Origin of the sequence: Streptomyces sp. NPDC059002 (assembly GCF_042740435.1) — a bacterium.
Taxonomy (GTDB): Bacteria; Actinomycetota; Actinomycetes; order Streptomycetales; family Streptomycetaceae; genus Streptomyces.
On the sequence record NZ_JBHYJI010000011.1, the window covers coordinates 90,308 to 104,811 of the forward strand.

Annotated in this window: 17 protein-coding genes and 1 pseudogene; 11 read left to right on the top strand and 7 right to left on the bottom strand. The window is 67.7% G+C overall.

Features of this window, described 5'->3' with window-relative positions; translation table 11 throughout:
* Positions 1-103 precede the first annotated feature (103 nt).
* The gene (locus ACFWZ2_RS13090) at positions 104-454 is read left to right on the top strand and encodes a DoxX family protein (protein ID WP_384545148.1); all 351 of its coding nucleotides are present in this window, start codon (positions 104-106) and stop codon (positions 452-454) included.
* Between the two features lie 161 nt (positions 455-615).
* Here the strand turns inward: ACFWZ2_RS13090 and ACFWZ2_RS13095 are convergent, their stop codons facing one another.
* Complete coding sequence (locus tag ACFWZ2_RS13095) at positions 616-744, bottom strand: hypothetical protein (protein WP_384545149.1); 129 nt, start codon at positions 742-744, stop codon at positions 616-618.
* A gap of 240 nt (positions 745-984) precedes the next feature.
* Between ACFWZ2_RS13095 and ACFWZ2_RS13100 the strand changes: the two genes are divergently transcribed.
* The 3 genes from ACFWZ2_RS13100 (at position 985) to ACFWZ2_RS13110 (ending at position 3,377) form a co-directional block, all read left to right on the top strand.
* Positions 985-1,386, top strand: coding sequence for a hypothetical protein (locus ACFWZ2_RS13100; protein ID WP_384545150.1), 402 nt, complete (start codon positions 985-987; stop codon positions 1,384-1,386).
* A 230-nt stretch (positions 1,387-1,616) separates the two neighbouring features.
* The gene (locus ACFWZ2_RS13105) at positions 1,617-2,639 is read left to right on the top strand and encodes a terpene synthase family protein (RefSeq protein ID WP_384545151.1); all 1,023 of its coding nucleotides are present in this window, start codon (positions 1,617-1,619) and stop codon (positions 2,637-2,639) included.
* A 207-nt stretch (positions 2,640-2,846) separates the two neighbouring features.
* Positions 2,847-3,377, top strand: coding sequence for a VOC family protein (locus tag ACFWZ2_RS13110; RefSeq protein ID WP_384545152.1), 531 nt, complete (start codon positions 2,847-2,849; stop codon positions 3,375-3,377).
* Between the two features lie 45 nt (positions 3,378-3,422).
* On the opposite strand, the gene ACFWZ2_RS13115 is transcribed toward ACFWZ2_RS13110, so the two are convergent.
* Positions 3,423-3,950 (bottom strand): hypothetical protein, encoded by a 528-nt coding sequence (locus ACFWZ2_RS13115; protein ID WP_384545153.1) that lies wholly within the window; start codon positions 3,948-3,950, stop codon positions 3,423-3,425.
* Positions 3,951-4,104: 154 nt separating this feature from the next.
* Between ACFWZ2_RS13115 and ACFWZ2_RS13120 the strand changes: the two genes are divergently transcribed.
* Positions 4,105-4,485 carry a DUF1801 domain-containing protein gene (locus ACFWZ2_RS13120; RefSeq protein WP_384545154.1) on the top strand — a complete coding sequence of 127 codons (381 nt, stop codon included), beginning with the start codon at positions 4,105-4,107 and terminating at the stop codon, positions 4,483-4,485.
* A gap of 15 nt (positions 4,486-4,500) precedes the next feature.
* On the opposite strand, the pseudogene ACFWZ2_RS13125 reads toward ACFWZ2_RS13120, so the two are convergent.
* Positions 4,501-5,096, bottom strand: a pseudogene (locus ACFWZ2_RS13125) (transposase); the annotation flags it as partial.
* A 407-nt stretch (positions 5,097-5,503) separates the two neighbouring features.
* Here ACFWZ2_RS13125 and ACFWZ2_RS13130 point away from each other — a divergent pair.
* Entirely contained in the window at positions 5,504-5,824 is a 321-nt protein-coding gene (locus ACFWZ2_RS13130) for an ArsR/SmtB family transcription factor (protein ID WP_384545155.1), read from the top strand.
* Entirely contained in the window at positions 5,821-6,237 is a 417-nt protein-coding gene (locus ACFWZ2_RS13135) for an SRPBCC domain-containing protein (protein WP_384545156.1), read from the top strand. Before ACFWZ2_RS13130 ends, ACFWZ2_RS13135 begins: the two co-directional genes overlap by 4 nt.
* Positions 6,238-6,316: 79 nt before the next feature.
* On the opposite strand, the gene ACFWZ2_RS13140 is transcribed toward ACFWZ2_RS13135, so the two are convergent.
* Positions 6,317-6,658: a hypothetical protein gene (locus ACFWZ2_RS13140; protein ID WP_384545157.1), complete on the bottom strand. Its 342-nt coding sequence runs from the start codon at positions 6,656-6,658 to the stop codon at positions 6,317-6,319.
* Between the two features lie 687 nt (positions 6,659-7,345).
* Here ACFWZ2_RS13140 and ACFWZ2_RS13145 point away from each other — a divergent pair.
* From ACFWZ2_RS13145 to ACFWZ2_RS13160, 4 genes are all read left to right on the top strand, one after another.
* Positions 7,346-7,966 (top strand): hypothetical protein, encoded by a 621-nt coding sequence (locus ACFWZ2_RS13145; RefSeq protein WP_384545158.1) that lies wholly within the window; start codon positions 7,346-7,348, stop codon positions 7,964-7,966.
* Positions 7,967-8,141: 175 nt separating this feature from the next.
* Positions 8,142-9,227 (top strand): DUF5954 family protein, encoded by a 1,086-nt coding sequence (locus ACFWZ2_RS13150; protein ID WP_384545159.1) that lies wholly within the window; start codon positions 8,142-8,144, stop codon positions 9,225-9,227.
* Positions 9,228-9,613: 386 nt separating this feature from the next.
* Positions 9,614-9,850, top strand: a complete 237-nt coding sequence (locus ACFWZ2_RS13155; RefSeq protein WP_384545160.1) for a pentapeptide repeat-containing protein — start codon at positions 9,614-9,616, stop codon at positions 9,848-9,850.
* Between the two features lie 104 nt (positions 9,851-9,954).
* Complete coding sequence (locus ACFWZ2_RS13160) at positions 9,955-10,956, top strand: pentapeptide repeat-containing protein (RefSeq protein WP_384545161.1); 1,002 nt, start codon at positions 9,955-9,957, stop codon at positions 10,954-10,956.
* A 123-nt stretch (positions 10,957-11,079) separates the two neighbouring features.
* On the opposite strand, the gene ACFWZ2_RS13165 is transcribed toward ACFWZ2_RS13160, so the two are convergent.
* From ACFWZ2_RS13165 to ACFWZ2_RS13175, 3 genes are all read right to left on the bottom strand, one after another.
* On the bottom strand, positions 11,080-11,325 hold the full coding sequence (locus ACFWZ2_RS13165; protein WP_384545162.1) for a hypothetical protein: 246 nt from the start codon (positions 11,323-11,325) through the stop codon (positions 11,080-11,082).
* 407 nt (positions 11,326-11,732) lie between these two features.
* Entirely contained in the window at positions 11,733-12,911 is a 1,179-nt protein-coding gene (locus ACFWZ2_RS13170) for an acyl-CoA dehydrogenase family protein (RefSeq protein WP_384545163.1), read from the bottom strand.
* A gap of 128 nt (positions 12,912-13,039) precedes the next feature.
* Positions 13,040-14,326 (bottom strand): hypothetical protein, encoded by a 1,287-nt coding sequence (locus ACFWZ2_RS13175; protein WP_384545247.1) that lies wholly within the window; start codon positions 14,324-14,326, stop codon positions 13,040-13,042.
* Positions 14,327-14,504 lie beyond the last annotated feature (178 nt).

The window sequence follows — 14,504 nt, forward strand, 5'->3', positions numbered from 1 at the left end:
TGGAGGCCGACGACTGCGCAACCGCTGCACCAGTACGACACCTCGCCCCCGCCGCCACCCATCACAGATGGCCACCCCACAACTCAACGCCTAGGAACCACCCGTGCACGCCACCCTCATCACCCTGACCCTTCTGCTGGCCGTCTTGTTCGCCTTCACCGGAACCACCAAGGCACTGAACACCGTCACCGCTCGCAAGAACGCCACTCACCTGGGCATCAGCACACCGCTGAGCCGCCTCATCGGCATCGCCGAACTCGCCGCAGTCATAGGCCTGTTGGCCGGACTCGCCTTCACCCCCCTCGCGACCGCGACCGCAGCCGCGATCTGCCTGCTCATGATCGGCGCCGCAGGTTCCCACCTCAAAGCCGGGGACTCCGCAGGGGCCCTCGCCCCCGCCGCCGTCACCACCCTGGCCGCCATCGCCCTGCTGGTGCTCACCCTCACCACCTGACGGCGACGCCCCGACACGGCCCTGTACTGCTTTGAGCGCGGTGCAGTCGTGTTGGGGCAACGGCCATCCGGAGGTCTACCCGTGGGCGGGGGATGGTTGGGGCCCAGGCGATCTATGCCGAATGGTCCGGCGACAGCTTGAGCGGACGCAGTGGCTGAGGACTATGCCTGGGCCAGATCCACGAGCAGGGAGAGCGAGTTCTTCCACGCCATGGCGCTGGTTATAGCGTCCTCCAGCGTGCCGCTCTCGGTGATCCGGACCAAGGTCGCGTTCTTCGGGCTGAGCGTCATCGGGCGTTCGTGCGATGCCGGACCTGTTGGCATGATGAAGGGGACCGTGCTTCACGGCTGCTGGCGGCGGTCCGGGGGAGTCCGAGAGTCCCGCCGGGGCCTCGAAGACGTGACGTTGTGCGAACTGACGGGGGCATTGTGGACGCCAGTTGGTCGGGGTTGTGGATCGCCGTGGTGGGTGTGGCGGGGACGCTGGGCGCCGCGGTGCTGACGCAGAGCCGCGCGGACCGTGCCAGGCGTATGGAAAGTCAGAGCGCGAACCTTGAGCGGCGGCGCACCTGTTACATCACGTTGAATACCGCCGCGCGCCAGTACCTGACGGAGATGGGGAATTACCTTCACGCGCTGCAACACGACGAGGGCGTTGCCGCGTCCCTGGAGAATTTGGAAGCGGCCAGGATGACCTACCGGGACAGTTACGCGGAAGCCCAGATGGTCGTCCCGAATGCGGTGCTGGGCGTCTCCCGCGCGGCAAAGAGGCGACTGAACCACGCGTACGGCGATCTCAAGAGGTACGGGGCGGAACCCTCCAGGTACGCAGAGGAGTTGGCGGAGCTGGAGAGGCATCTCCACCGGGAGGTCTGGCCCTCCGTGGGGGCGCTGAGGAAGTCCATGCGCGTCGACCTCGGCGTCGACGACTGACTGGTGCTCCCACCCCGGATGCCGGGGTGGAGACGGGCAACTCGCCACAGGCCTGGAGGCCTGGGGTGGTGATACTTCGTGGGCGCCCGACATCCGACTGCAACGGTGCGCCCCTTGCATGCCCGTTCTGAGCCTCCGTTCACGCAGGCAACAGCCGTACGCTGTGGCGCAGCTCTTCACTCCGCTTCCGAAACTCTCGCCATCGACGCCGCGACGCCGGGAGAGCCGCCATGGACGACACGACAGCCTCCGGTCAGCTTCTGATTTCGGGGGAATCGCTTCATCTTCCGTCTCTCGCGTGTTCCACCACGGCGAAGGTGAATCCCGACTACCCCACGATCTACGAGCACAACGCCGCCTGGGTGATGGCGTTCCTTCCCTTTGCTGATCCGGAGTCGCTTGGCCGCATGCTGGAACACCGCTATCCGCTGTGGGAGTCCATGGTGTTTTCCGTGGGCCTGCCCGAGCGGGTTGCTCACTCCTCATGTGTCACCTCGCTCATGTTCGAAGTGGATGATGTCGCCCTGCTCCAACGCGGCCTTTTCGACGAGGTCGACGCCGACTGGGAGAGCGACCAGCACCCCTATGGGCGGGCCTTTCACGGCATCTGGTCTACTCTGCACGCACGCATGCCCGAGGGTGTCTATCGGCGGTACCTCGCCGATTGGCAGAACTGGTTCGCCGGAGCGCAGCGGGAGAACGAGTTCCGCACCACCGGACAAGTCCCCGACTTGGAGACCTACCTCGCCGTGCGCCGCAGCAACGTGGGGCTGCGCCCGTACATCACCTGCATCGAGTACGTGCTGGACCTGGACCTCACCCAGGACCTGGAGCGGGACGAAGAGCTTGCCGCGGTCAAGGACTTGGCGGTGGAGCACGCCATGCTGGTGAACGACATCTACTCGGCCCGTTGGGAGTGTTTCAACGGCGACTACTTCAATGTGGTGGCCACCCTTCTGCGCGCCCAGGGCAAGACCCTCCAGGAAGCTGTCGACGAGTCCGCAGCCATGGTCGAGAGGGCCGACGCCAGACTGGCGGACGCCGTTGCCACCTTGCGCCGACGCTATGGGTCAGCCGGCCCCAAGGGGCGGGCGATCAGCGCCTACCTGGACGGCATCGGCTCATTCTGCGCCGGGAACCTCCGATGGTCGTGCGAGACCTCTCGCTACAACGGAACCGGATACGGCTGGAACGGGCTACGCACGGGCACGGTGACCATCCATCCGGAGCGCACCGTCATTGCCGCTGGCTGAACTCCACTTGCGGTGGAGTTCACGCCAGGTCGGAGCCCTCGCGTTCCGAGGCTCCGCTCGCGCCGCGCGCGGCCGACGCCCCGGCTGCGAACAATGGCCCAAAATGATTTAACGTTCAACAGAGCTGCGCGGCATGCTGGACGGAGCGTCGGCAACCACCCAGGTGACCGGCCCAACACCCCATCCGACCAACGGAGATGACCCGCAATGAGCCAGACCCTGCCGCTCCGCCTCCACCACCACGCGTGGATCACCGACGACCAGGAAACCAACCGGCGCTTCTACGAGGACGTGATCGGCCTGCCCCTGGTGGCCACGTGGACCGAGCGCGAGGTGCTGTCCGGGGCCGAGCGCGTCTACAGTCACACCCTCTACGGCCTGGCCGACGGCAGCGCACTCGCCTTCTTCCAGTTCGCCGACCCCAAGGACCAGAAGGAGTTCAAGACCGCCATCAACTCCACCCCCGTACGCCACATCGCCTTCAAGGTCGAGGCGGAGGTCCAGGAAGCCATGCGCGAGCGCATCGCCGCGTCCGGCCATGCGGAGGCGAACGCCCATGTGATCGACCACGGGTTCTGCGTCTCGCTGTACATCACGGACCCCAACGGGCTGGTGCTGGAGTTTGCCGTCGACCACCCCGACGTAGAGAAGATCGACGCCGAGCGGCGCGCCACCGCCCACGCCGACCTCGCCCGCTGGCTCGCCGGCGACCACGCCAGCAACAACCACTGGCGCTGACCCGCCCGGTGGGCCTTCACCGGCTGATCAGCCGCTCGACTTCGTTCACCGGTGCGCTGACGTCTCATTGAGTGCCGCGGCGGCTGCGTCGACGAAGGGCGTGATCAGCCGAATGTAGGCACGCAACGTTTCTTGGAACTCACGGCGGTTCTCCCGGCCGGCGTTCTCGGCCATGGCCGCCAGAGCAGTGGTGAGCGTGCCCGACATGATCAACAAATTCGATGCTGCGACTTGGACCGTGGAAGGGCCTTCCAGATCAATCAGCGTCACCGCCCGACGTAACTGCTGATGCCGGGTGCGGTGGGCGGTCAAGACGGCTTCAGACTCGGTGGTCGAGAGGCCGTCGACTCCCCGGAGCCCGTCAGCGACGACCTGGGCCTGCTCGATGAGGCCCAGGTAAGCGGCCCGTCGAGTCTGACGGGTGCTTTCGCGGCGCTGCGCCTCAGTCGTCGCATCGACCTGGACTCGAGCAGCGCGGGCGTTGCCCCTGCTGGTCAGCCAGCTCGCCAGCGAGCTGGCCGCGATCGCCGTCACACCTGTAAGGGCAGCGACGAACAGCGAGTTGTCAGGCATGCCCAAGAGTCTCTCCAAGAAGCACCCACGACGGCCACCGCTTCCAGGGCCGGGGGCTGAGGCTGTCGTCATGGGCGGGAGCTGCATCGACGTGCCACGATGTTGATCGGCGGGGGGCATCCCGTTGCCGACCGTGAAGAGGGACCCGCACACAATGACGAACCAAAGCGACAAGGTCGACCAGTTGATGGAGGCAGTCGATCATCCGCAGAAGGAGGCCGTCGAGTACCTGCGCGCCGCCATCCTGCGGGTCGATCCGAAGATCACCGAGCAGGTGAAGTGGAACGCACCGAGCTTTTGCTATGACGGCGTTGACCGGGTGACCTTCCAGCTGAAGTCCAAGGACATCCAGCTCATCCTCCACCGAGGTGCCAAGGTGAAGGACGGCGCCGAATCGTTCTCCTTCGCCGACGACACCGGCCTGATGAAGTGGCGCTCCAGCGACCGGGCAGTAGTCACGTTCAAGGACCTGGCCGACATCAAGGCGAACGAGACGGCCTTCTTGGCGCTGCTCAAGCGATGGGTCAAGGCATGAAGCCGACTGAGTCGCTCGACCACATCGTGCACGGTCCTTGACCCAGATCATGGAGGCGCGGAGATACAGGCCGGCGAGATGGCTGTCCGGGGTCTTGTCATGGCGGGTGGCGCTGCCCCGCCAGGCTTCCAGCTTGTTGATCAGGCGCTCGACGGTGTTCCTCTCCTTGCAGAGGTCGGTGTCGTGCCCGCTTTGTTCTCCGCGGTCGCCCCTTTTGACCTGGCCTTCTCCTTGGCGGCGACCTTCTCCAGGGCGGCGAGGGCGCCGTCGCCGAGCTGCATCCCGGCGGCGTCATGGTGAGCGCGAGCGGTGGTGGAGTCCACGCTGACCAGCGACAGGTCCACCTCACCGCGCATCGCGACCTCGGCTATCAGGCCCTCCAGCAAGGCCTCGAAGACACTGGCGTCGCGCCGCTGGCGGAAGCGGTTGTGGACGGTGGACCAGGTGCCGAACCCGGCGGGCATCTCCCGCCACTGCCCGCCGGTCGGGAACCGCCAGGCCGCGCCCTCGAACTGCTGCCGCAGCCGCCCGGGACACGGACCGTACGCGCCGACCGGCAGGTGCGGCCTGACGAACTCCCATGCTTCAACAGTCAGTTGCGCCCGCGTCATGCATAACGAACGACCGGATCACGTCACACGACACAGACAAGACCGCAGATTGATCACGACCGAAGACAGCCCCTAGCAGGCCTGCCAGTTCCCGAACCTGCCTGGAAGGTCCCGCTACGGGATACCGGTCCGGATGCGGAACGAGATCCCGTTGATGACCTGCCGGTGATGCTTCCGCGGCCCGCTGCGACCAACGTTCACCGGCGAGTGCGGCTCCAGCCGGTCCCATGCAGCCTCGGCGAGATTTCCCCGCCCCGCAGCGCCCTGAACGATCGGCAGCCCGGCTCGCCACCCACCGATCGGACAGGCCCCAGTGCGCCTCCTCTGGCTCCTCACCTGATCCCAGCCCTTCGCGAACGCGTCGGAGATTCATGACGCGTCGGATTTTTCCGACGCATACTGTCGTCATGCCTGCCGATGTGTTCGGTGTGCTGGCCCATCCAGTACGCCGCAAACTGCTCGAAAGCCTGCGTGACGGGCCTCGCTCCACAGGGGAGCTGGTCGGCTTGTTCGAGCTCGGGAGGCCAGCGGTCTCCGAGCACCTGGCGGTGCTCCGTACCGCCGGACTGGTGCGCGAGGAGCCGCGCGGCCGACACCGCTTCTACCACCTCGAACCGGCCCGGCTGGCCGAGGTGGGCGAGTGGCTGCATCCGTTCGAGCGCTACTGGAAGCAGCGCCTGGACGAGCTGTCCGATCTCCTGGACGAGCAAGAGGGAAACAAGCAATGACCGAGAACGACAACGGCACGATCACCTGCGAGAAGTTCCTGGCCCACACCCCGGCGGCGGTGTGGAAGGCCCTGACCGACCCCGACCTGCACGCCCGCTGGTGGGCCGCCGGCGATGTCAAGCCGGTCGTCGGGCACCGCTTCACCCTCGACATGGGCAACTTCGGCAGCCAGCTCTGCGAGGTGACCGAGGTCGAGGACGAGCGCCGACTGGCCTACCGATTCGCCGAGGGCACCCTCGACACCACCATCACCTGGACGCTCAGCCCGGAAGGCAACGGCACCCGCCTCGTCCTCACCCACGCCGGCTTCGACCTCGACTCCCCGATGGGCCGACAGGCATACGAAGGAATGAGCAAGGGTTGGCCCCATGTCCTGGAGCGCCTCGACACGGTCTTGGGCGAGGCGGTCTGACCGGACGCGCGCACGCATGCACGCGGTGCGAGCCGCACCGGCCAACTGGTTCGCCCGGGAGTACGGTCGGTTCGCGCCGTCAGGGGACCAGCACCTGCCCGATGGGGGGGAGGCGATGAACTGGACTGCCGCTCGTCCGACGCCGTGTAGGGCGGGGTGATTCACCGGAGACGAGCGCGCGGGCAGCGTCGATGTACTCGGCGAAGAGCGGATGGGCTTCCTTCGCCTGCGTCTGTACCGGCACACGGTCAGGCCATGCCGCACCGAACTCCGGCAGCCTCGCGGCGAAGTTGGGGTTCACAGAGGTGGAGCGGTTCGAGGAGTGCGGCGCCGAGCAGTGGTTCGGCATGTGGCCCTCGGTCACGTCGTCCAGCTGAATCCAAAGGCTGTTGTGCAACGGATGCACGGAATAGGTCCACATCCCCGCAGGCTGCGGCCTGCGGTTCGTGCGGGCATGTCGGGCCGACCTCGCTGTCGGCCCGACGCTCTCCGTGCGGAACCTGCCTGATGCCACATCACAGCGGTTGCTCCCTGCCGCAGTGCGGGCCGTTTCAGGAGCGATCGGTCTCATTGCCGCCGACCCGCACCCGCCGTGGCCGTCACCGTGGGCGTGCGCTCTGTTAGCGTCCTCCTGATCACCGTGCGGGAGGGGCCATGACAAGGCTGAGGTGGACGGTGCTGGTCGGGGTGAACACCCTGGCAGTGGCGGCGGGGGCAGGGTGCTGGCCTGGTTTGGGGACAAGGACGGGCTGCGGGACCGCTGTGGTGGCTCGCTCGCCGTGAAGGTGCCCATGGACGCCCGCCCACTCAAGGGGTCGTGTCCGGGTGCGGTCGGTGAGGCGTTCTGCACCATCGAACGCATCGCGACGGGTACGGGGCAAGACGTGCGCCGCCACGGCGCCTCCGACAAGCACACACTCAATGCGGTCCTCCAAGGCTTCGCCAGCGCGTCTGCCGCACGCCACGGTTGCTCTCCGCCAGACAACTGACGCTGATGACTCAGTTCGTTGTCAACGGATCCAGCACCACCAAGTGTTGCCACGGAAGTCTGGGCCGCGGGCTCCGCCACGCAAGCGCCCCGACAGCCATGAGCCACGCAGGAGAAGCGATGCCCTTCGCCTTCGGAATCTTCGACGTGTTCACGTACGCGATACCCGGAGGGCTCCAACTCTCCCTGGTCGCCTATGTCCTGGCCCGGCTCGACGTCGCCGACCTCTCTGGTCTGACCTCGGGCCCGGCGGCGCTCGTGGTCATCGGCGCCGTTGGGGCGAGTTACGGGCTCGGGCACGTCACCTACCCGCTGAGCGTGGTCATGGAGAAGCTCTTCCCGCGGTGGCACCGAGGAGGGCAGGCAGCCCGTGAGGAGTTCATGGCCAGGGTGCCGCAGGCGCGGGAACGGCCTTTCGTCCGTGCGGACCTGCCGTTGCTCCTGGCCGCAGCCGAGCAGCACAACAAGGAGACAGCCGGTGAAGTCCTCAGGCTGCGGGGCCTGTCGCTCATGCTGCGGAACATCGCACTGACGCTGCTCCTGGTGATGCTGACCGCCCTGGCGGAACTGGTGCCTGCCGACCGGCCCTTGCTCGCCGGCGTCTGCGCGGCACTGTCGGCTGCCGGTGCGGTGGGGGCGGTCAGGGAAGGGCGCAGAATGCAGCACTGGGCGCGGCTCAAGACTCTGGAGCTGTGCTTCTGGATCCCAGACATCGACGAGCGGTTCACCCGCTCCGCCTGACCATGTTCTGCGGAAACTCTTTGCCTTGCCCCTGCCCCGGATCAAAGGACCATACGTACCAGGACCGTCAGTCTGTTCTGAAGAGCACCATGGGTTCGGCGGCAACTCGCGTACCAGGGAGGGAAGTTCATGGATGCCGCGGACCCGGTGCCGAAACGCTCGGCAGGATGGAGGCATGGACCACAAGCGTGAGAAGCCCGGCGGTGCACGGCCGGTGGTCGTTCGGATTCCGCAGGAACCGGTGGAATCCGCGGTGGAGGCCGATGCGGTCGACGCCATGCAGGCCACCAAGGTGGCGGTGCGCGGCCCGTTGTTCGGGGTGGCCGCGCAGACGGCGGAGGGCGGGCAGCGGTGGCGGGTGGTGGTCGCGGTGACAGCGGGCTGCCCGCAGGAAGCCCGCGACAGCCTGAACTCACTGCTGTGGTTCCGGGCGAAGGACGACGCGGAGGATCGAGCCGAGCGACGTGCCCTGCTGACGGCAGTCACTCGACTGGAGAACGAGCGCGTCGACGAACTCACCGTGCTCGGGACCCGCTACCGCGTCGTCCGCGCCGACGAATACACCGGGATGGGCCCGGACGGCATCGAGCAACCCCGTCCGACAGATCCAGAACCTGTCATCCCCGACTGGAACCACAGCTCCCGGGACCTGGAGGTCGATGACGATCTGGTCCTGGATCCCGCCACGCCCGTCACCCCCGCCCAGGCCGCCGAGCGTCTGATGCTGTGCGACATGGCCTACTCCGGCGCCCAGTACCCCGACGACGTACTGCGCGACTCGCGTCAGGCCAGGGACACCCACCCCGACGTCCTGTTGCTCCCCACGGCCTTTCTGATCGTGAAACAGACCGCCACCGGATGGCAGCGGGACAGCGGTCTCCACACCAGTGCGCACGGCGCCCGCAAGACGCTGGACTACTCCCTGACGCACTGGCAGCCGCGCAGGCGTGGCCTCATTCCTCTGCAGGCCGGTTTCGACGTCGACGCCCGCACACTCATGGCCGCGGGCGCCGCCACCGCGGACTCGGAGCTGGCTGCGTACGCCGACGCCTCCGATCGGCTCCGCACCGGCCGGGTCAACCAGATCGAGGTCCAAGGCACCCTCTACCGGATCGCTCGCGTCCGCCGCCTGCTGCGCTGGGGCGACAACGGCCCTGAGGGGCCGCGGCCGTCCGACACCAACGGCCACGACCCCGAGCGCATCCACCCGACGCTCGACGAACACGGCACGGTCTTCTTCGAGGACGACGGCGACGCCTGAGGTCCTGCTCACTGTGGCGGCGATGTGACCGCCGTCCGCGATCCTTGCCGGATGTGTCCTTCCGCGGTAACGGCGCTGCTGGTCCCCGTACGTTCGAGCGCACTCAGCCTCTTCCTCGGTCGCTGTCGTCCAGGTTTGTGATGGGGCATGCGGAAGAAGGTGCGATGGTCAGCTCTGGAGTTGGTTGCCGTAGGTGGAGCGAGCGTTGCTCTGGTGTACACCGGGTTCAGCTATCGCTCGGCTCGGTGTGGCCAAGTCACCGACCGCTTCACGAAAGCGATGGAGCGCCTGGACTCCGAGTACTCCCCACAAACCGAGTGCCGAAGTGCAGCACGCCCTGACGGCCCTGAGCGACCCCGGTTTCCGACGCAACGTCCGCGACCCGCGTGCAGTCGAATGGGCATCTCCAAGGCGCGGACCTGAGTCACGCTTCATTGCGCGGCGCTCGACTGGATCACGCTGATCTGACCGGTGCCCATTTGGGCAAAGCCGCCCTGGAGGGAGCCGGTCTGCGGAAGACACCGCCATTGTCCGTGGCGCAGATCGTCTCGGTCTGCCCGACGCCTTCCACCCGGCTGCCGGTCGAACTGAAGACGCACGTAGAGCGTATGGAGCGCCTTTGAGCTGATCGCGGGCGTGGAGAAGGGCGGGGGCGCGCTTCCATCCCATCGTGTGAACTGTTCCTGCCGAGCCCTGGGCCGCGCATGGCGCACGGTCGAATGCAGGCATGTCGTTCTCGTCCGGCCGCCGTCGGCGACCGCATCGCACCAACCGGCGCGTTCCCCGGATCCGTCCGCAGTCGGCTGCCCGCCGCGGGCGACCGCAACAGGCAGGCGTTGACCCGCCTCCGGAAGTCCTGGACTGGGCCCGACGCATCGAGCTGATCTCGGTCCTGGTGGCCTCCCTCGTGGCCGTTGCCGGGCTCTGGTACTCGAATGTCCAGGCACGGCAGACCAACAGCCAAGCGCGAGCGGACAGGGCCCTCGCCAAGGAAGGCCAGATCACCGATCGGTACACCGCGGCGGTGGAAAACCTCGGAGCGGGGAAGATGGATGTGCGCCTGGGCGGCATCTACGCCCTCCAGCGCATCATGCAGGACTCGCCCCGCGACCACGTCACCATCGCCAACGTCTTGGCCACCTACATCCGCGTCCACGCCGCCGCTCCGCCTCCCCGAGGGCAGGACGTCGCCGCTGACGTGCAGGCGGCTTTCACGGTCCTCGGCAACCGCAATCCTGCTCGCGACGGCAAGGAGTTCCTCGTGGATCTCCATGGCGCGCACCTGCCTGGTGTGACTGCAGGCACGATGGGCCTGAGCAGGATGAATCTGTGGGGTGCCGATCTTTACCGTGCGAACCTGCGCGGCGCGTACCTGAGAGGGGCGGACCTACGCCGTACGAACCTTGGCGAGGCGAACCTACGTGGCGCGGACCTGGCGGGTGCAAAGCTCTACGGTGCGGACCTGGCTGAAGCGGACTTGAGCCGCGCGTCCCTGAACGAAGCAGACTTGCGCCGTGTGTACATGGGCAAGGCGGACTTGAGCCGCGCGGACCTGGCTGCAGCGGACCTGCGCGATGCCTACCTGGGCGAGGCGGATCTGCGCCGCGCGGACCTGGGCGAGGCGAACCTGAAAGGCACCAATCTGCTGGGCGCGCGCCATGTCGCCCAAGCGAACCTTCAGAACGCCCGCACCAACGGTGCAACGGCACTGCCCTCGGACCGCCTGTAGCACCGCAATCCACTGTCTGCGCCTGGTGACAGTGTTTGGGTTGGCATTGCCGTGCCGTTCAGGGGGTGCCGGATGTGCACGGAGCGAAGGTCGGTGGGCCTTGACAGAGCAGCACACTCCATATCAGAACTCAGGAATCGCGGTGTTGGCTGCCACCGCACTCTGCGAATTGGCCGGCCGAACCGGATCATGGCTCGCCCATGCGGCGAGTTCCCTGATCACCTGTATCACCCGTTGTTGGCGTTGATCGGACAGGAACGGCCAGGTGATCCAAGCCGGGGTCGAGAGAAGCACCACCAGCACGACGGGAAGTGTGCGCAGGGCCGTGGTTACTGGCTGTGCAAGTCCGTGCGGTATCACCAGAGCCATGACGGCGCCTCCCCGCTGGGTCGTGACGCATCAGGTAGAAGCGTCGGTACGTGCTCATTGCCCAGGCTAGGGGCGGGTGGCGTGAGTGGGGAGGGCCTTGGTGATCGGGCCCTGATGTGACGGACACGCTCGATTGAGTACATAGAGACGTCACGGAACGTGGTGATCAAGTGGCTTGCGAGGGTACGGGAGTTGGGGCAACGGGCCTGTTCGCGGCGTCTCGATGTGTCCTTCGGGTCGTGACTGTCTGCAAGCTCCGGCATTTGGGGTGGCGCCCAAGTCTCGTATCGGCGCGTTCCCGTGTACGTAGTCGAGGTTGTACGTAGGTCAAACCAAGTTGCTATGTCGACGCGCTGACCCTGCGCGAGGGGGAGCGTGCATGCTCCTGCCTGCCCCCCCGGGGACGGTCACGCCAGATCGAGAAAGCTCCACCGCGCCTCCGGCAGCGCGCCGCTCAGCCACCTGCCGCAGTTCTGGAGTACGACCGGGCTCGACGTGATGTGCTGCGCGCCGGTTCCGAGGTCGCGCAGGAAGCGGTCGATCGGGCCGCGGCGGATGGCTGCTGAGCCGGCCCAGTGGTGGACGGTGCGGCCCACCTCGGAGGCGGTCGAGGTGGTGTGGTTCAGGGCGAGGCGGATCAGGGTGTCCTGCTCCGTGTTCAGGAACTCGCCCTGGTCCAGGGTCTGTTCGATGTCTTGCCAGACGTCGTTCATCCAGGCCCGGGCCGCCCGGAGCTTGGCCTCCGCCGTCGCGTACTCGGCGTGGAACTGGGAGGTGTCGACCGCGGCGCCCGGTGAGCCGGTGCGTGCCGCGGCGACGCGCTTCAGCTCGTCAAGGAGGCGCCGGGCGACGCCGAGGGCCCAGCCGGTGTGGCCGATCGCTGCCATGTTGACCAGGCCGAGGCGGTAGAGGGCGCCGCCGGTGGCCGGGGTGTTCGTGGTGGCGACGTAGGTGTACTCGTGCGGTACGTACACATCGGTGCAGTGGTAGTCGACGCTGTGTGTCGCGCGCAGGCCGAGCACGTCCCAGTTGCCATCCAGCGTCACCTGTGACTTCGGCATCGCGAGGACCCGTATCTCGCCGGTGTCCTCGACCTGGATGGCGCTGTGGATGTGGGTGGCGTGCGCCATCCCGGAGGCGAACTGCCATTGGCCGCTGACCCGGTAGCCGCCCTCCACGGGGACGGCCCGGCCGGGGCGTGTGCCGTGCCCGGCGAGCAGCGCGTACTTCCCGTTCGGTACGTCGGGGAACAGCTCGGCCGTCGCGTCCCCGGAGAGGTACGCCGCGGTGGTCCCGGTCACCATCTGCAGGGCGAACATGGTCCACCCGGCCGCCGCGTCGTAGTAGCTCAGCCGCTCGGCCGTCTCGATGAGTTGCCGTGGCGCGAACTCGTATCCGCCGAGGCTCAGGGGGAGTTCGGCCCGTATGATCCCGGTGTCCAGCAGCGCTCGCGCCGTGTCCTGCGGCAGTCTCCCCAACTCCTCGGCGGCATCGGCCCGTTCATCGAGCATCCCGCCGAGCGCGTCGATCCGCTCCAGTACCCCCGCCAGTTCCGCACTGGCATGCAGCCGAGCTGTGTCCCCCATGGAATTCCTCTCGTTGTGTTCTGTTTTTCTCCGATCGTCTCACGCACCTGCCCGGCGGCCCGGTCCGCAGGTGCCAACCAGCCGGAACCGTCCGGCTGTTGAGGCTGGCCTGGTCCGCCCGCAACCTTTCACCAGCCGGTGAACAGCAGATGGTTGAGTGCGAGGGCGAGCAGGGCCTGGGCGGTCAGCCAGGAGCGGCGGGCCGCCGGTGGCAGGAGTGCCGTGGCCGCGAGGAGGAAGGTGGCGAAGGGCAGCCAGATGCGTTCCGTTTCGGCTTTGCTCATGCCGGAGAGGTCGGCGGCGGCCAGCGCCAGCAGGGTGGCCAGGACGAGGGTGATCAGACGGTCGGGGGCCGTGGTCCGACCTGTGGCCGCGTGCCGGACCGCGGTCGGCGCGGACGCCAGGGTCCTGCGCAGGCCGGCGACGCAGGCCAGGCCGACGACGAGCACGGTGCAGGCGAGGTTGGCCCAGACGAAATAGCCGTATGGCCTGATGCCGCCTGCTCCTTGGTAGTAGCGCTCGATGAGCAGGTGGTAGGCCTCCCACCAGTTGAAGCCCGCGAGGGTGAAGGCGAGGGGCGCGAGGGCGAATCCGGCCAGGAGGAGCGGGACCGGGCGCAGGGTGCGGGCGATGAGGAGGACGGCGGCGCAGACGAGGGCGAAGAGTGTGAGGCCGTAGGAGAGATAGCAGGTGAGGCCGAGGAGGAGCCCGGAGCCCAGGGCCGCGGCGGCGGGGGAGCGGGTCGTACGCGTCGCGGCCAGCGCGAGCAGGGCGACCGTCCAGGCGGTGACGGCGGCGAAGTAGCCGTCCGCGGAGGTGCCGATCCAGATCGCGGCGGGCGCGAGGACGAGGTAGGGCGCGGCCCTGCGGGCGGTCGCCTCGTCGGCCAGCGCGCGCAGGGTGATCAGGACGGCGACCACCGCTGTGCTGCCCGCGGTGATGCAGAAGGCCCCGGCCCAGGCGCCGCCGCCGAGTCCGATCCGGTCGAGGAGGACGAAGGTGAGGGTGGCGCCCGGCGGGTGGCCCGCGGTGTGGGCGGGCCAGGGATCGGGGGAGTCGATGAGGATGTGCCGGGTGAAGTCCCGCAGCGTTCCCGGGATGTCTTCGAAGCGGTCGATGACCTGGAGGTACTCGTACTTGGTGGTGAGCCGCCCCGCGACACCGCGGTGCCAGCCGTCGACGAGGGCGAGCGACCAGATCCAGGCCAGGGACGTGCCCCAGGCGGTCAGGAGGAGCGGCCGCCAGGGAAGCCGGGCGGCGAGCGGCGGGGCGTACACGATGACGGCGGTGGCGACGGCGAGTGCCGCGGGCGTGCCCGGTCCGATGTGCGGGTCCCACGTGGCGTACAGCGGTGGCCAGTTGAGGTGGAGGGATCCGTCGCTGTGCTCCATACGGGTGCCGACAAGGATGGCCATGGCGACGAGGAGGGCCGCGCACCCGGCCGCGGCCAGGTCGCGGCGGTTGCCGGTGTGTTCTGTGGTGCTCACATCTGCACGCTAGTGCCGTGGCCGCATAGGTTCGCCGGGGTGGTGTTCGTGGCGCTCAGGCCGGTTGCACGCGGGCCACATACGAAGGGCCCCTTCCGGGCGGGCG